General features: G+C 74.1%; 13 protein-coding genes. 9 read left to right on the top strand and 4 right to left on the bottom strand.

Annotation, left to right across the window (positions count from 1 at the left end; all coding sequences use genetic code 11):
* Positions 1 to 29 precede the first annotated feature (29 nt).
* The gene (locus OEIGOIKO_RS33685) at positions 30 to 431 is read left to right on the top strand and encodes a (2Fe-2S) ferredoxin domain-containing protein (RefSeq protein WP_125057212.1); all 402 of its coding nucleotides are present in this window, start codon (positions 30 to 32) and stop codon (positions 429 to 431) included.
* A gap of 80 nt (positions 432 to 511) precedes the next feature.
* Complete coding sequence (locus tag OEIGOIKO_RS33680; RefSeq protein WP_246177708.1) at positions 512 to 1,408, top strand: phosphotransferase family protein; 897 nt, start codon at positions 512 to 514, stop codon at positions 1,406 to 1,408.
* Between the two features lie 75 nt (positions 1,409 to 1,483).
* Here OEIGOIKO_RS33680 and OEIGOIKO_RS33675 read toward each other — a convergent pair whose 3' ends face one another.
* From OEIGOIKO_RS33675 to OEIGOIKO_RS33660, 4 genes are all read right to left on the bottom strand, one after another.
* Positions 1,484 to 3,445 carry a primary-amine oxidase gene (locus OEIGOIKO_RS33675; RefSeq protein WP_125057210.1) on the bottom strand — a complete coding sequence of 654 codons (1,962 nt, stop codon included), beginning with the start codon at positions 3,443 to 3,445 and terminating at the stop codon, positions 1,484 to 1,486.
* Positions 3,446 to 3,448: 3 nt separating this feature from the next.
* Positions 3,449 to 5,056, bottom strand: coding sequence for an APC family permease (locus OEIGOIKO_RS33670; RefSeq protein WP_174857263.1), 1,608 nt, complete (start codon positions 5,054 to 5,056; stop codon positions 3,449 to 3,451).
* A gap of 192 nt (positions 5,057 to 5,248) precedes the next feature.
* Positions 5,249 to 6,202 carry a hypothetical protein gene (locus OEIGOIKO_RS33665; RefSeq protein WP_125057209.1) on the bottom strand — a complete coding sequence of 318 codons (954 nt, stop codon included), beginning with the start codon at positions 6,200 to 6,202 and terminating at the stop codon, positions 5,249 to 5,251.
* Between the two features lie 243 nt (positions 6,203 to 6,445).
* A complete protein-coding gene (locus OEIGOIKO_RS33660) occupies positions 6,446 to 8,101 on the bottom strand; it encodes an FAD-binding dehydrogenase (protein WP_125057208.1) in 1,656 nt (551 codons plus the stop codon).
* 233 nt (positions 8,102 to 8,334) lie between these two features.
* Here OEIGOIKO_RS33660 and OEIGOIKO_RS33655 point away from each other — a divergent pair, with 233 nt between their 5' ends.
* The 7 genes from OEIGOIKO_RS33655 (at position 8,335) to OEIGOIKO_RS33625 (ending at position 13,410) form a co-directional block, all read left to right on the top strand.
* Positions 8,335 to 9,225 (top strand): DMT family transporter, encoded by an 891-nt coding sequence (locus OEIGOIKO_RS33655; RefSeq protein WP_125057207.1) that lies wholly within the window; start codon positions 8,335 to 8,337, stop codon positions 9,223 to 9,225.
* 225 nt (positions 9,226 to 9,450) lie between these two features.
* Positions 9,451 to 10,323: an MBL fold metallo-hydrolase gene (locus OEIGOIKO_RS33650; protein WP_174857262.1), complete on the top strand. Its 873-nt coding sequence runs from the start codon at positions 9,451 to 9,453 to the stop codon at positions 10,321 to 10,323.
* An 87-nt stretch (positions 10,324 to 10,410) separates the two neighbouring features.
* The gene (locus tag OEIGOIKO_RS33645) at positions 10,411 to 11,070 is read left to right on the top strand and encodes a helix-turn-helix domain-containing protein (RefSeq protein WP_125057205.1); all 660 of its coding nucleotides are present in this window, start codon (positions 10,411 to 10,413) and stop codon (positions 11,068 to 11,070) included.
* A 41-nt stretch (positions 11,071 to 11,111) separates the two neighbouring features.
* Positions 11,112 to 11,876: a glucose 1-dehydrogenase gene (locus OEIGOIKO_RS33640; RefSeq protein WP_125057204.1), complete on the top strand. Its 765-nt coding sequence runs from the start codon at positions 11,112 to 11,114 to the stop codon at positions 11,874 to 11,876.
* Between the two features lie 85 nt (positions 11,877 to 11,961).
* A complete protein-coding gene (locus OEIGOIKO_RS33635) occupies positions 11,962 to 12,495 on the top strand; it encodes an NUDIX hydrolase (protein ID WP_125057203.1) in 534 nt (177 codons plus the stop codon).
* A gap of 162 nt (positions 12,496 to 12,657) precedes the next feature.
* The gene (locus OEIGOIKO_RS33630) at positions 12,658 to 13,068 is read left to right on the top strand and encodes a YidH family protein (RefSeq protein ID WP_125057202.1); all 411 of its coding nucleotides are present in this window, start codon (positions 12,658 to 12,660) and stop codon (positions 13,066 to 13,068) included.
* 3 nt (positions 13,069 to 13,071) lie between these two features.
* A complete protein-coding gene (locus tag OEIGOIKO_RS33625) occupies positions 13,072 to 13,410 on the top strand; it encodes a DUF202 domain-containing protein (RefSeq protein WP_125057201.1) in 339 nt (112 codons plus the stop codon).
* The last annotated feature ends 108 nt before the right edge of the window (positions 13,411 to 13,518 follow it).

Raw genomic sequence — 13,518 nt, 5'->3', positions numbered from 1 at the left:
CGATACCTACCCCGCGTAGCATGGGCCGAATGATCAATAAGCGTTCCGGCCGCGCGCCCGCCGAAACCCCTTGCCGCGTCACCGTCTGCCGCGGCTGCTGCTGCGGTGATCCGCGCAAGGTCCCGGGCGTGGACCACGCGGCGCAGATACCCCGGCTGCGGGCCGCGCTGGCGGGGGCGGCCGAGGTCCGCGCCTCGGACTGCCTGGACGTCTGCGACCAGGCCAACGTCGTCGTGGTCCAGCCGTCCCGCGCGGGCCGGGCCGCGGGCGGTCGCCCGGTGTGGCTGGGCCTGGTCAACGACGACGGGGCGCTGGACGACGTCGCCGCCTGGATCAAGGCCGGCGGACCCGGCCTCGCGGAGCCGCCGGGCGTGCTGGACCTGTACACGTTCACCGTGTCGCGCCGGGTGCGGGAGGCGCTGGAGGACTGAGGGGCGGCGGCTCACAGGAGCTTCAGGGCCGACGGCCGGTTGCCCGCCCCCCGGCGGCCCCCTGCGGCATGATGGCGATCATGACGGATGAACGTTGGCCGGAGGCCGCAGAGGTGGCCCGGCTGGCCCAGGACACCGTTCCCGGCGCGACCTCGGCCGACGTCCGGCCCATCGGCGAGGGCGGCGACCACGCGTCCTGGTGGGTGGGGCCGGACCACGTGGCCCGGTGCGCGCTGGACCGGGGCGGTTCGGAGCGGCTGCGCCGGGAGGTCGGGTTGCGCGAGCTGATCGGGGGCCGGGTCGGGGTGCCGGTGCCGGTCAGTGTGGCGAGCGGTGAGTGGGCGCGCGGGCGGGCCTTCACCCTGGACACCCGGCTGGGCGGGGTCTCCGCCGAACTGCGCCCGGTGACGGCGGCGGGCGAGGCCGGGCTGGCGCGGCTGCTCGTCCTGCTCGCCGAGGTGCCGGTGGGGTCCGCCGAGGCGCTGGGCGTGCCGCCGGAGGCACCGCGCAACATGCCGGGGCTGCTGCGCCGCGCCACGGCGGCGGCGGAGGCCGTCGCCGCGCGCGGCGAGTTCACGGCCGACCGGTTGCCGAGGCTGCGCGTGCCGGGGGCGGAGAGCGCCACCGCACCCGGCACGCTGGTGCACAACGACCTCAAGGGAGAGCACCTGCTCGTCGCCGAGGACGGCCGGATCAGCGGCGTGCTGGACTGGACGGACGCGGTGACCGGCGACCCCGCCGAGGACGTCGCGGGCCTCGCGATCTCGGTCGGCGCGGTGGCCGCCGTACGGATCGCGGAGGCCGCCGGGTTCGGCCGCGGCGGGTGCGCCCGTGCGCTGCAACTGGCCCGCTGCGACACGCTGACGCTCCTCTCCGACCGGCTCCGCGGCATCGACGACAGTCCGCTGCCGTTGCTGCGCGCGCAGCTGCGGCGCGCGTGGGAGCCGACGCCGCTGGACGGACCGGCGGCAGCCTGACGGCCAGGCGCCGGCCCGCCTCGCCCACCGGAAGACCGGACACCGGCGCCCCGCCTCACCCACCAGACGGCCCGCTCACCTCCCCTGAGCGTGGCAGTGCCCGCCCGCGCCGCTCTCCCGGGGCAGGTCCAGGGTCGGGTTCCGGTCGAAGAACCCGGTCGGCCGGAGCGTGAACCCGCAGCGGTCGACCGGCATGACCGGCCAGTCCTCCAGACGCGGCAGGTGCGTCGGCCCGAAGCAGTGCCAGAGCGTGAGGGCGGTGTTCTCCAGGGACTCGCCGGGTCGTGACCACTCGGGGACGCCCGCGCCGCCGGGGTGCTGGTTGGGGTAGTCACCGACCGGGTAGCGGCGGCCGGCCGCGCTCCGGGTGATCCACAGGTGCTTGGCGGCGTAGGCGACCCGCGCGGCGACCGCGGAGCCGGGCTGTGCGAGGAGCGGCGGGCCGGACGGCTGCGGGGTCAGGGTGTACGCGACCGGCTGTCCGGTCCGGTTGCGGGCGGCGGGGTTGGTGATCCGCCAGCGGCGGCCGACGGCCGGGTCGGCCAGCCGTCCGCCTTCCCCCGAGTCGGTGACGGGGGTGGCGCGGACGGTGAAGGCGTTGCCGTTGGGGTTGTCGGGGCCCATGGGGAGCCGGACGATGTCGACCTCCTCCACCGTGTTCGCGTGGCCGTCCACCGCCGGGTCCAGCCGGGCGCAGAACAGGTGCTGGTGGTACGGGGCCTGGAGGCCGGGGGCGACCTCGGTGGCGTACGGGGAGACCGTGCCCGGCTCGGCCGCCGAGGTCTGCACCAGGCCGGTGGACTTGACCTCGAACTCGACACCGCCGTCCTGGTACAGGTACCAGTAGAAGCCGTAGTCGTAGTTGCCGAGCGTGGCGATGCACGAGACGACCAGGCGGCGGGAGCGGCGGCTCTCGGCGGAGAACCCGCTGAACATGTTGGTGTGCTTCCACAGGAGGCCGTGGTCCTCCTCGTGGATGCAGACGGCGTTGGGCAGCGTCTGCGGTCTCCCGTGGTCGTCGGGGAGGACGGCGTCCACGTACCGGATCTCGCCGAGGCAGTCGCAGCCCAGCCGCAGGGCGTTGGCGTTGCGGCCGAGGGTGTACTCGCCGACGTCCAGGTAGCAGATCCAGTTGCGGTCCGGGCCGGGGTCGGCGTACGGGACGGCCATCTCGGCGAGCGAGGCGCGGTGCAGTACGGGCCGTACGCGGTCGCCGTCACGGTAGGACAGCTCGTGCAGGACCAGGCCCTCGCGGGCGTTGAAGTCCAGCCGCAGTGACCAGTTCTGCCAGCTCAGGCGGTGTCCGTCCAGGGTGAAGGAGGGGCCGTCGGGCTGGCTGGTCTCCAGGGCCTTCAGGTCGGTGCGCGCCGGGCCGTTGAACTCGGCCTCGTAGCGCCCGCAGGCGGCGGGCACCGGCACCGCGCCGGTGTCGATGAGCCGGACGACCCGCCGCTCGGTCAGGTCCACGTCGGCGACCAGGCCGCCCACGGGGTGCGCGAAGGGATTGTCGGCCGTTTCGCAGCGCAGGAACGTCAGCGAGCGCAGCATCCGGCGCCCGGTCTCCTCGGCCCGGCCGAAGTTGCCGGCGGCCAGCGGTGCGCAGACGGCGAGCGAGGTGTCGGTGATGCCGCGCTCGGCCATGGCCTTGCGCCAGCCCGGGTCGGCCTTGACGATCTCGTCGCAGCGCTCGTACTCCTCGAAGAGCACGGGCGGCTGGCCGTCCGCCGCCGGGTCCAGCGGGCGGTGGGCGAGCAGGACGCGGGCGCCGACGTCCACCACCGCCTCGGCGGCGGTGCCGGTCGCGGTGTCCAGGAGGGTCACGCGCACCCGGCGGACGACCGGGTCGCCGGGGCGGTGGGCGGCGACGGTGTGCCGGTCCGGCTCGTCCGGCAGGACGAGCGGGAACCGGGTGGTGTCCCCCACCAGGCCCGCGCCGTGCAGCACGGCGCGGGCCGCGGTGATCTCGTCGGCGGTGAGCGGGTCGAGGGGGTGCGGGGCGGGAGCGGGCGGCTGCGGTTCCGGCGTGCCGTGTGCCATCGGTCAGCTCTCCTCACGCGGGGACGACGGGGACGGCGTGCTCGCCGCCTTCTCCAGTTGGAACGCCTCGTTGCCCAGGCCGATACGGGCGTGCACCTGCGGCCGCCGGGCGCGCAGCACCCGTCCGTACCCGAGTCCGACCACCGCGGCCAGCCCGATGACGCCGGGCAGCACCCAGGTCAGCGCCGACCCCGCCTCCGCGCTGACCAGGACGCCGAAGTCCTTGACGGCGTAGACCAGTACGGTCAGCAGCGCCAGCGCGGCCAGTCCGGCGGCCAGCAGCCGCCCGGCCTGCGCCCGGCCCGCTCCGCGCCGTACGAAGAACGCGATGACGGCGACCGACGCGGTGGCCATCAGCACGATCACGCCGAGCGCGCCCACGTTGCCGCCCCAGGTGAACAGTTTCAGTACCGGAGTGGTGGGGTCGCCGTCCGGATGGCGGTCGGTGAGCGCGAAGACGCCCACGACGAGCAGCGAGATGACGGACTGGAGGAGCGAGCCGAGCGCCGGGGCGCCGCTGGACCTGACGGTACGGCCGAGCGCGGCGGGCAGCAGACCCTCGCGGCCCATCGCGAAGGCGTAGCGGGCCACCACGTTGTGGAAGCTGAGCATCGAGGCGAAGATGCCGGTCACGAAGAAGAGGTGCAGGATGTCGGTGAACGTGCCGCCGAGCCGCGGGCCGGTGAGGGCGAAGATCAGGCCGGGGCCCTCCTTGCCCGCCGTGCCGACGACGTGGTCCGGGCCGGTGGCGACACCGATCAGCCAGGAGCTGAGCGCGAAGAAGACCGCGACGAAGCCGACGGCGAGGAACATCACCCGCGCCACGACCGTCTGCGGCCGGCTGGTCTCCTCGGCGTAGACGGGGGCCTGTTCGAAGCCGACGAACGCGGCGACGGCGAAGCACAGCGCGGTGCCCAGGCCCGCGCCGCCGAGGGTGGCCGGGTCGAAGGCGTGCAGCGACAGGCCCTGCGGCCCCGGTTCGGCGGCGAAGGCGATGTCGAGGACGGCGATCAGGACGACCTCGGCGGCGAGCAGCACGCCCAGCACCTTGGCGTTCAGGTCGATCTTCAGCGCGCCGAGCACCCCGATCAGGGCGACGCCGAGGAGCGCGGGCACCCACCAGGAGACGGTGACGCCGAAGTGTCTGCCGAGCAGCCCGGTCACCTCGAAGCCGAAGATGCCGTAGATGCCGAACTGCAGGGCGCTGTACGCGGCGAGCGCGACGAAGGAGGCGCCGGCGCCCGCCGTGCCGCCGAGGCCGCGCGCGATGTACGCGTAGAAGGCGCCGGCGTTGTGCACATGCCGGCTCATCTCCGCGTAGCCGACGCTGAACAGCGCCATCACCGCGCCCAGGATGACGAACAGCAGCGGCTGCCCGACGATGCCCATGACCTGGTACGTGGTGACCATGACACCGGCCACCACCATCAGGGGCGCGCTGGCGGCCAGCACGGACAGCAGCAGGCCCGCGGTGCCGATGCGGCCGGCGCGCAGGGCCCGGTCCTGGCCCTTGAAGGTGCTGATCTCCCCTGGACCGCCCGGACTTCCGGCACGTCCCGTGCGTTCCGTGCGTCCCAGCTTGCTCTTGTTACCCGTACTGCTCGTCAGCATGGCGCGGAGGTGTCCTTTCCGTGGAGCGCGGAGTCGGGGGTGCGCGTCGTGCGTGGTGCATGGTGCGGGTGGTACTGCGTACGGCGTACCAGTGGTACTGCGTATGCCGTGCCGGTGGTGCTGATGGTGCTACGTGGTGCCGGTGGTGCTGCGTACGTGGTGCGTGCGCCGGGTGGGGCCGGGCGCAAGGGGTCAAGCGGTGCGGAAGGCCGTGGCGCGGGCCGCCTTGAACGCCTTGCGGGCGTCCCGGTCGGGGTAGGACCAGGGAGCGGCGGTGACGTGCGGGCCGATGCGGTGGAAGAGCGCGGCGGCCTCCGCCATCCGCCCCTCGTGGTACTTGGCGTGCGCGAGGAAGTTGAGGTCCACCTTGCGGCGCGGGTGGTCCTCGCCCTCCCACTCCAGCCACCAGTCGAAGGCCGCCTTCATGACCTGGCGGGCGCGGCGGGTGGACCAGTGGGCGGAGGCGGCCGGGTCCGCCGGTTCGAGACCGGCGGCGGCCAGGGCCCGGTAGCGCTCGGCGTGGGCGACGACGGGCAGGATCGCCAGCGGCGAGTCGGCGGGGGCCTGTTCGGCGGCCCAGTACGCGAAGTCGTAGACCTGGTGCAGCGGGTCGTCGGCGCCGTTCTGCCGCTGCTCGGCCAGGCAGGCGGCCATCAGGTGGTGGGCGTGATGGTGGTCCGGGTGCCGGGCCCGCACCTGGTCGAAGGCGTGCTCGCGTTCGTCGGGGGTGCCGGTGCGGCGGGCGAGGATCAGCAGACCGAGCCACGGGGTCGGGTCGCGGGGCGCCATGGCGGCGGCGAGCAGGCAGGCCTCGCGCGCGGCGTCCTGGTCGCTCCGGCCGCGCAGCGCCTGGAAGACCAGGGCGCAGGCCAGCAGGGTGGCGGCGTCGGCGCTGTCCGGTTCGGCGAGACGCCAGTCACCGGCCCAGGCGGCGCTGGCCGCGCCTTCGGCGAGCACCACCAGCCGGTGGCCCCGCAGGTCCCAGTCCGTACCGGTGTCGGCCAGCAGGGTCCGTACCCGGACCCAGCGTCCGTGCGCCAGGGCGTCGACGGAGGCGGCGAGCTGGACGTCGTCCAGGGCCGGGTCGAGGACCGGCGCGTCCTTGCGGCGGGACCGGCCCAGCGGCAGAGGGGGCGGAGGGGTCACGGGCAGGAACACTCCACGACGCGCTTCACCTCCGGACGCGCCGCATCCCGGACGCGTGTGTGCGGATTCGGTGCACTGATCGACACCATCAGGTCACGCACAGCAAACCCGGCGGCACAGCTTCGCGTCAAGGCGGTTCGGAGAATGACCGAAAAGCCAACTCCCTTGCCCGTCAACACACTTGTCAATAAGCGTCGGGGCGGGGCGGCCCGGCAGCCGGCCCCCGGCCCGGCTCCCCCGCGCTCAGCCCACCGCCTTCGCCGCCGCCCGTCCCGCCGTGCGTCCCGAGAAGATGCAGCCGCCCAGGAAGGTGCCCTCCAGCGACCGGTAGCCGTGCACGCCACCGCCGCCGAAGCCCGCCGCCTCCCCCGCCGCGTACACGCCCGGCAGCGGTTCGCCGCCCTCGGCCAGGACCCGTGCGGACAGGTCGGTCTCCAGGCCGCCGAGGGTCTTGCGGGTGAGGATGTTCAGCCGTACGGCGATCAGCGGGCCGGCCTTCGGATCGAGCAGCCGGTGCGGGGACGCGGTGCGGATCAGCCGGTCGCCCAGGTACTTGCGCGCTCCGCGCATGGCGGTGACCTGGAGGTCCTTGGTGAAGGAGTTGGCGATCTCGCGGTCGCGCGCGACGATCTCTCGGCGCAGGGCGGCCTCGTCGAGCAGCGGCTTCTCGGTGAGCCGGTTCATCCGCCGTACGAGATCGCCGAGCGAGCGCTCGACGATGAAGTCCGCGCCCCGGTCCATGAACGCCTGCACCGGGCCGGGAGCGCCGGGCAACGGCCGCCTCAGCACCTCCCGGACGCTGCGCCCGGTCAGGTCAGGGTTCTGTTCGGAGCCGGAGAGGGTGAACTCCTTCTCGATGATCTTCTGGGTGAGGACGAACCAGGTGTGGGCGTGGCCGGTCCGCATGATGTGTTCGAGGGTGCCGAGCGTGTCGAAGCCGGGGAAGAGCGGTACCGGCAGCCGTTTGCCGTGCGCGTCCAGCCACAGCGGTGACGGGCCGGACAGGATGCGGATGCCGTGCCGGGGCCAGACGGGGTTCCAGTTGTCGATGCCCTCGGTGTAGTGCCACATGCGGTCCCGGTTGACGATCCGGCCGCCGGCCGCCTCGGCGACGCCCAGCATCAGACCGTCCACGTGCGCGGGCACCCCGGACAGCAGGCGCTCCGGCGGGGTGCCGAGGCGTGCGGGCCAGTTGGCGCGCACCAGGTCGTGGTTGCCGCCGATGCCGCCCGAGGTGACGATCACGGCCTGGGCGCGCAGTTCGAAGGCGCCGGCCACCGCGCGGCTGCTGGGCGTGCCGCGCTCGGCGTCCGACGGCTCCAGGATCTCGCCGGTGACGGTGTCGACCGCGCCCGCGCTGCGCGCCAGGCCGGTGACGCGGTGCCGGAAGCGCAGCTCCACCAGGCCGCGCGCGACACCGGCCCGTACCCGCCGTTCGAACGGTGCGACCAGGCCGGGCCCGGTGCCCCAGGTGATGTGGAAGCGCGGTACGGAGTTGCCGTGCCCGGTGGCTTCGTAGCCGCCGCGCTCGGCCCAGCCGACGACCGGGAAGAAGCGGACGCCCTGCCGGTGCAGCCACGGGCGCTTCTCGCCCGCCGCGAAGTCGACGTACGCCTCGGCCCACTGGCGCGGCCAGTGGTCCTCGGGGCGGTCGAAACCGGCCGCGCCGAGCCAGTCCTGCCAGGCCAGCGCGTGACTGTCGCGGATGCGCAGCCGCCGTTGCTCGGGCGAGCCGACGAGGAAGAGACCGCCGAAGGACCAGTGGGCCTGACCGCCGAGGCCGCTCGCGGGCTCCTGGTCCAGGAGGATCACCTTGCGTCCCGCCTCGGCGAGCTCGGCGGTGGCCGCGAGGCCCGCCAGACCCGCTCCGATCACGATCACATCAGCGTCGTAGGCCATGACCGCCAGTCTTCTCTCCTCGCCGCGGCGCACCGGAGGCCCCGGCCGCCATCGTGGCTACCGATCCTCAGCGCGGGCGGACCGCGCGTCAACCGCGGGTTCCGGTGCCACTCGTACGGGGTACTCGGGCGGACCCGGTGCCGAAGGGCGGGCGGCAAACGGGCGACGGGCGGCCGCACGGCGACCAGGGTCGGCGAAGCCCCCGCCTTCTCAGCAGACTTGAGGTGCCTGACGTGACGGTGTTCCTGCTGGCCGTGAGCGCGGCCGGCTGTCTGGGCGTCGGATTCGTGCTCCAGCAGCGTGCGGCCCGGCACGCGCCGATGCAGGACTTCCTCTCCCTGCGCCTGCTGCTCGACCTGGCCCGGATGCCGCGCTGGCCGGCCGGCATCGGGTGCATGGCCGCCGGCATGGCACTGGGCGCGGTGGCGCTCGGCATGGGGGAGGTCACCCTCGTCGAGCCACTGCTGGCGACCAACCTGCTCTTCGCGATGGCCCTGTCCCGGTACCTCACCCGGCAGCGGCTCGGCCGGCAGGGGTGGAGCGGCCTGTGGCTGCTGGCGGGCGGGGTGACGGCGTTCATCGTGGCCGGTGAGCCGCACGGCGGCCGCGGCGTGGCCGCCCCGGTGCGGCACTGGCTGGTCATGGGCGCCGTACTCGGGCTCGCGTTGCTGCTGGCGGCCTGCGCCAAGCGCGTACGGATGAGCCGGGAGGCGGCGCTGCTGGGGGTGGCGGCCGGGCTGCTGTACGGGCTCCAGGACGCCCTGACCCGGATCAGCGGCGAGCGGTTCGGGCGCGGCGGCTGGACGGCGCTGCTCACCGGCTGGGAACCGTACGCGGTGCTCGCGCTGGGGGTCGTCGCGCTGGTGCTGGTGCAGAGCGCCTTCGAGACGGCGCCGCTGCGCATGTCGCTGCCCGCGCTGACGGCGGCCCAGCCGCTGGCGGGCATCGTCTGCGGGGTCGGCTTCCTGGGCGACCGGCTGAACGTGACCGCCGGGGCGCTCGCCTGGGAGGCGGCCGGGCTGGTGGCGGTCGTGGGCGGCATCGTCCTGATCGGGCGGCATCCGGCGATGCCCGCGGGGGTGACCGGACGGCCGGAGCGGGTGCGGGAGTTGCAGCCGGGGTGAGGGCGGGCGGCCGACGGCGCGGGGGCCCGCCCGCCTTCCGGGCCGCCGCATCGCCTTGTCATGAACCCATCACGTCGCAGCGCTGTGCGAGATACCCCTTGAGCAGGAGAAACAAGACCTGACACCCCTTCCTCTTCCGCGGCCGGGCGCGTTACCTCTACCTACGCACCCGTTTTCGTACGCACTCCGCACAAGCCGCCCCAAGCCCGAGGAATGAGGCATGCCATGAACGATTGGTACGTCGACCACCGCTGCACCAACTGCGACGTCGCCCGGCAGCTCGCCCCCGGCCTGATAGCCGAGACCGGCGGCCGCTCCGAGGTCGTACGGCAGCCGCGCGGCGCGGCCGAGGAACGGCAGCTGCTCGCCGCGGCGTTCGCGTGCCCCACCCGCTCCATCCGGCACCCCGACCGCCGGCTCGACCCGGCCCTGGACCCCTACCCCCTGCGGCTCGGCACCACCGACGTCCTGTTCTGCGGCCACAACTCCCCGCACACCGCCGGAGCCAACTCCTACCTCCTGCACCGACCCGGCGGCACGCTGATGATGGTGGACACGCCGCGCTGGAGCGAGCCCCTGGCCGCCCGGTACGAGGCGCTCGGCCCCGTCACCGACGTGCTGCTCACCCACCGGGACCACGCGGCGCACGGCCGCCGCTACGCCGACCGTTTCGGGGCCCGGCTGTGGATACACGAAGGCGACCTGGATTCCGTGCCCGACGCGGACCACGTCCTGCGCGGCACCCGGCCCACGGAGATCGCCGACGGCGTGCTCGCCCAGCCGCTGCCCGGCCACACCGAGGGCAGCGTGCTCTTCGTCGCCGACGAGCGGTACTGCTTCAGCGGGGACAGCTTCTACTGGTCGCGCACGACCGGCGACATCGAGGTGGCGGACACCGTCACCTGGTACTCCATCGAGGAACTGGCCGCCTCCCTGGACCGTACCGTCGCCGGGCTGCGCTTCGAGTGGCTGCTGCCCGGTCACGGCGGACGCAAGCAGTTGCCCGCCGACGAAATGGCCGCCCGGATGCGGGGACTGGCCGCCCGCACGCGGGAACTGCGGCCGCGGCCGGTCGACTTCACGGCGGTGCGGTGGTGAGACGGGGCCCGGGTCCGGGTGCCGGCGTCATCCCTGCTTCCCGGCGCGGACCTCGACACTGATAATGCCCAGCATTAAGGTGCCCGCATGGCACGTACGCCAGGGGCCGGGACCGGGACCAGGGAGAAACTGCTGCGCGCCGCGGAGGAACTGTTCGCGGCGCACGGCGTCGACGGCGCGCAGACGCGGGACATCGTCCGGCTGGCCGGACAGAGCAACCCGTCGGCCGTGCAGTACCACTTCGGTTCGAGGGCCGGGCTGCTGGACGCGGTGATGGCCGGGCGCCTGGCCCGTACGGAGGCGGTGCTCGCGCCCGCGCTGGCGGCCGTCGAAGCGCAGGCCGGTGCGGCGGGCCCCGATCTGCCCGCGCTGGTCGGTGTGCTGGTCACCGCCGAGGCGAGCCTGCTGCGCGACGACCGGGGCCGCCGCTGCCTGCGCGTCTCCGCCCAGTTGGCCCACGAGAGCGGCGTACGGGCCCGCACCCCGCACCCCACGCTGGACGGCACCGCGACCTGGCGGCTGATCTGCCTCGCGGAGGAAGCGCTCGCCGCGGCGGGCCTGCCCGAGGCGCTGCGGCTGGAACGGATCGAGCTGGCGCTGACGCTGGTCGGCGCGGCACTGGCCGACCGGGCCCGGCAGTACCTGGACGGCGCCCGGCCGCTGACGTACGAGGAGGCGTTCCTCGCCGACCTCGTCGGCACCACGTCGGCGGTCCTGCTGGCCCCCGCCCCGGTCCCGTACCCGTGATCCGTACCCCTGGTCCCACTCCCCCGAAGCAAGGAGCCACCATGCCCGGCCTGCAAGGCAAGAACATCATCGTCACCGGCGGTGCGCGCGGTCTGGGAGCGGCCGCCGCCGAGCAGGCGGTCGCGGCCGGCGCGCACGTCGTCCTCACCGACATCCTGGAGGACGAGGGGCGGGCGACGGCCGAACGGCTCGGCGAGCGCGCCCGGTTCCTCCTGCACGACGTGACGTCCGAGGACGACTGGCAGCGGGCCGCGGACTTCACGGCCGAGACGTTCGGCGGCATCGACGGCCTGGTCAACAACGCGGGCATAGCCACCGGCCAGCCGCTGGACTCTATCTCCGTCGACTTCTTCCGCAAGGTCCTCGACGTCAACCTCACCGGCGTCTTCATCGGCATGAAGACGGTGATTCCGGCGATGCGCGAGCGCGGCGCCGGGTCGATCGTGAACATCTCCTCGGCGGCGGGCCTCATGGGGCTCGCCCTGACCGGCGGCTACGGCGCCTCCAAGTGGGGCGTACGCGGTCTGACGAAGATCGGCGCGGTGGAGCTGGGCACGGCGCGGATCCGGGTGAACTCGGTGCACCCCGGCATGACCCACACCCCCATGACCGCCCAGGCCGGCATCGAGAAGGGCGAGGGCAAGTACCCCAACACGCCGATGGGGCGGGTCGGCGAGGCCGAGGAGATCGCGGGGGCGGTGGTCTTCCTGCTGTCCGACGCGGCGTCCTACGTCACCGGGGCCGAACTGGCGGTGGACGGCGGCTGGACCTCCGGGCCGACCGTGCGCTACGTCATGGGGCAGTGACGCGGGAGGCGGTGCCCCGTGGGGCGGTGACACACGCCGCCGGGCCGGTGCCGCACCGGCCCCCGCGGACTGATTGCATGGGGACATGGACCGACAACAGTCACTGAGCGCGGACGAGATCGTCGACGTCGTCAGCGAGAGCGACGAGGTCGTGGGACAGGCCCGGCGGGGCGACGCCTACGCCCACCGGCTGCGGACGCGCTGCGCGTTCGTCCTCGCCCGCGACGCCGAGGACCGGATCTTCGTGCACCGCCGGACCGCGCGGAAGCTGGTCTTCCCCTCGCACTACGACATGTTCGTCGGCGGCGTGGTCGGCGCGGGCGAGACGTACGACGGGACCGCGCTGCGCGAGGCGGAGGAGGAACTGGGCGTGAGCGGCCTGCCGCGGCCGGTCCCGCTGTTCAAGTTCCTGTACGAGACGCCCGAGCACACCTGGTGGTCGACGGTCTACGAGGTGCGCTGCACGCTGCCCGTGCGGCCGCAGGAGTCCGAGGTCGACTGGCACGCCTTCCTCACCGAGGAGGAACTGGCGCGGCGCATCCCGGAGTGGGAGTGGACGCCGGACGGCATGTCCGCCTGGCGGCGGCTGCTGGAGCGGCGGGCCGGGCAGGAACGATAACTCCTGTGGCCTCGCAGGACCGGTAAGCCCTGTGGCCTCGCAGGACCGGTAAGCCCTGTGGCCGCACAGGCACGGTAGTCCTGTCGGCCGGCGCGGGGAAGGGCGGCCGCCGGGCGGCCCGGGAAGGGGCCCGCCCGGCGGGCACAGCGTAGGGTTCTGGCCATGATCCTCACCGACAGACTGCGGTCGATCGGCGCGGGCGTACGGCTGTGGTTCGCGCCGGCGCGCGTCCGCGAGGAGGGCACGACGCCCGACTACCGCTTCTCCCTGGCCAACGAACGGACCTTCCTGGCCTGGCTGCGGACCGGGCTGGCGCTGGTGGGCGGCGGCTTCGCGGTGGACCAGTTCCTGCCCCGGCTGCACGACGTGCTGCGGGTGACGTTCACGGTGGTCCTGCTGGTGGGCGGCGCGCTGTGCGCGGTGCGGGCGGTCAACCACTGGGTGCGCTGCGAACGGGCGATGCGCCGGGGCGAGGATCTGCCCGCGTCCCGCTTCCCGGCCGTGCTGGCGGTCGCCGTCGGCCTGCTCGCGGCCGCGATGGTCGTCCTCGTCGTCATCGGCTGGACGCGCTGACCGATGGCCGGTTCCTTGCCGCGGGAGCGGCCGCGCCCGGCCCGCGACCCCGGGCTCCAGCCGGAGCGCACCCGTCTCGCCTGGCGGCGCACCACCCTGTCCTGCACGCTGGTCGCGATCCTCGCGGGACGGCAGGTGGTGCAGCACCACGGCCCCGGGCCCGTGGTGGTCGTCGCGGTGGCGCTGGTGCTGCTGGTGTGGCTCGCGTTCCTGGCAGCGGCGCACCTGCGGATGCGGGCGATGGGCACGGGCCGGCCGCCGGTCCTGTCCGCCCGTACGGCACTGGCCCTGGCGGGCTGCGTCTGCGCCCTGGCGGTGCTCGGCGCGGCGATCCTCCTCTGAGGGCCGACCGGCCCTTTCCGGCCAGGTGACCCGCACCCCGTACGCACCCTCTGGACGCCATACCGACTAGTCGGCATGATCGTAGCGGCCGTCCGACCGGAGCGGCCG

This window comes from Streptomyces paromomycinus (assembly GCF_003865155.1).
In the GTDB taxonomy this organism is placed as follows: Bacteria; Actinomycetota; Actinomycetes; order Streptomycetales; family Streptomycetaceae; genus Streptomyces; species Streptomyces chrestomyceticus.
The sequence above is the reverse complement of the archived record's forward strand: the minus strand, read 5'-3'. Positions and strand labels throughout refer to the sequence as shown.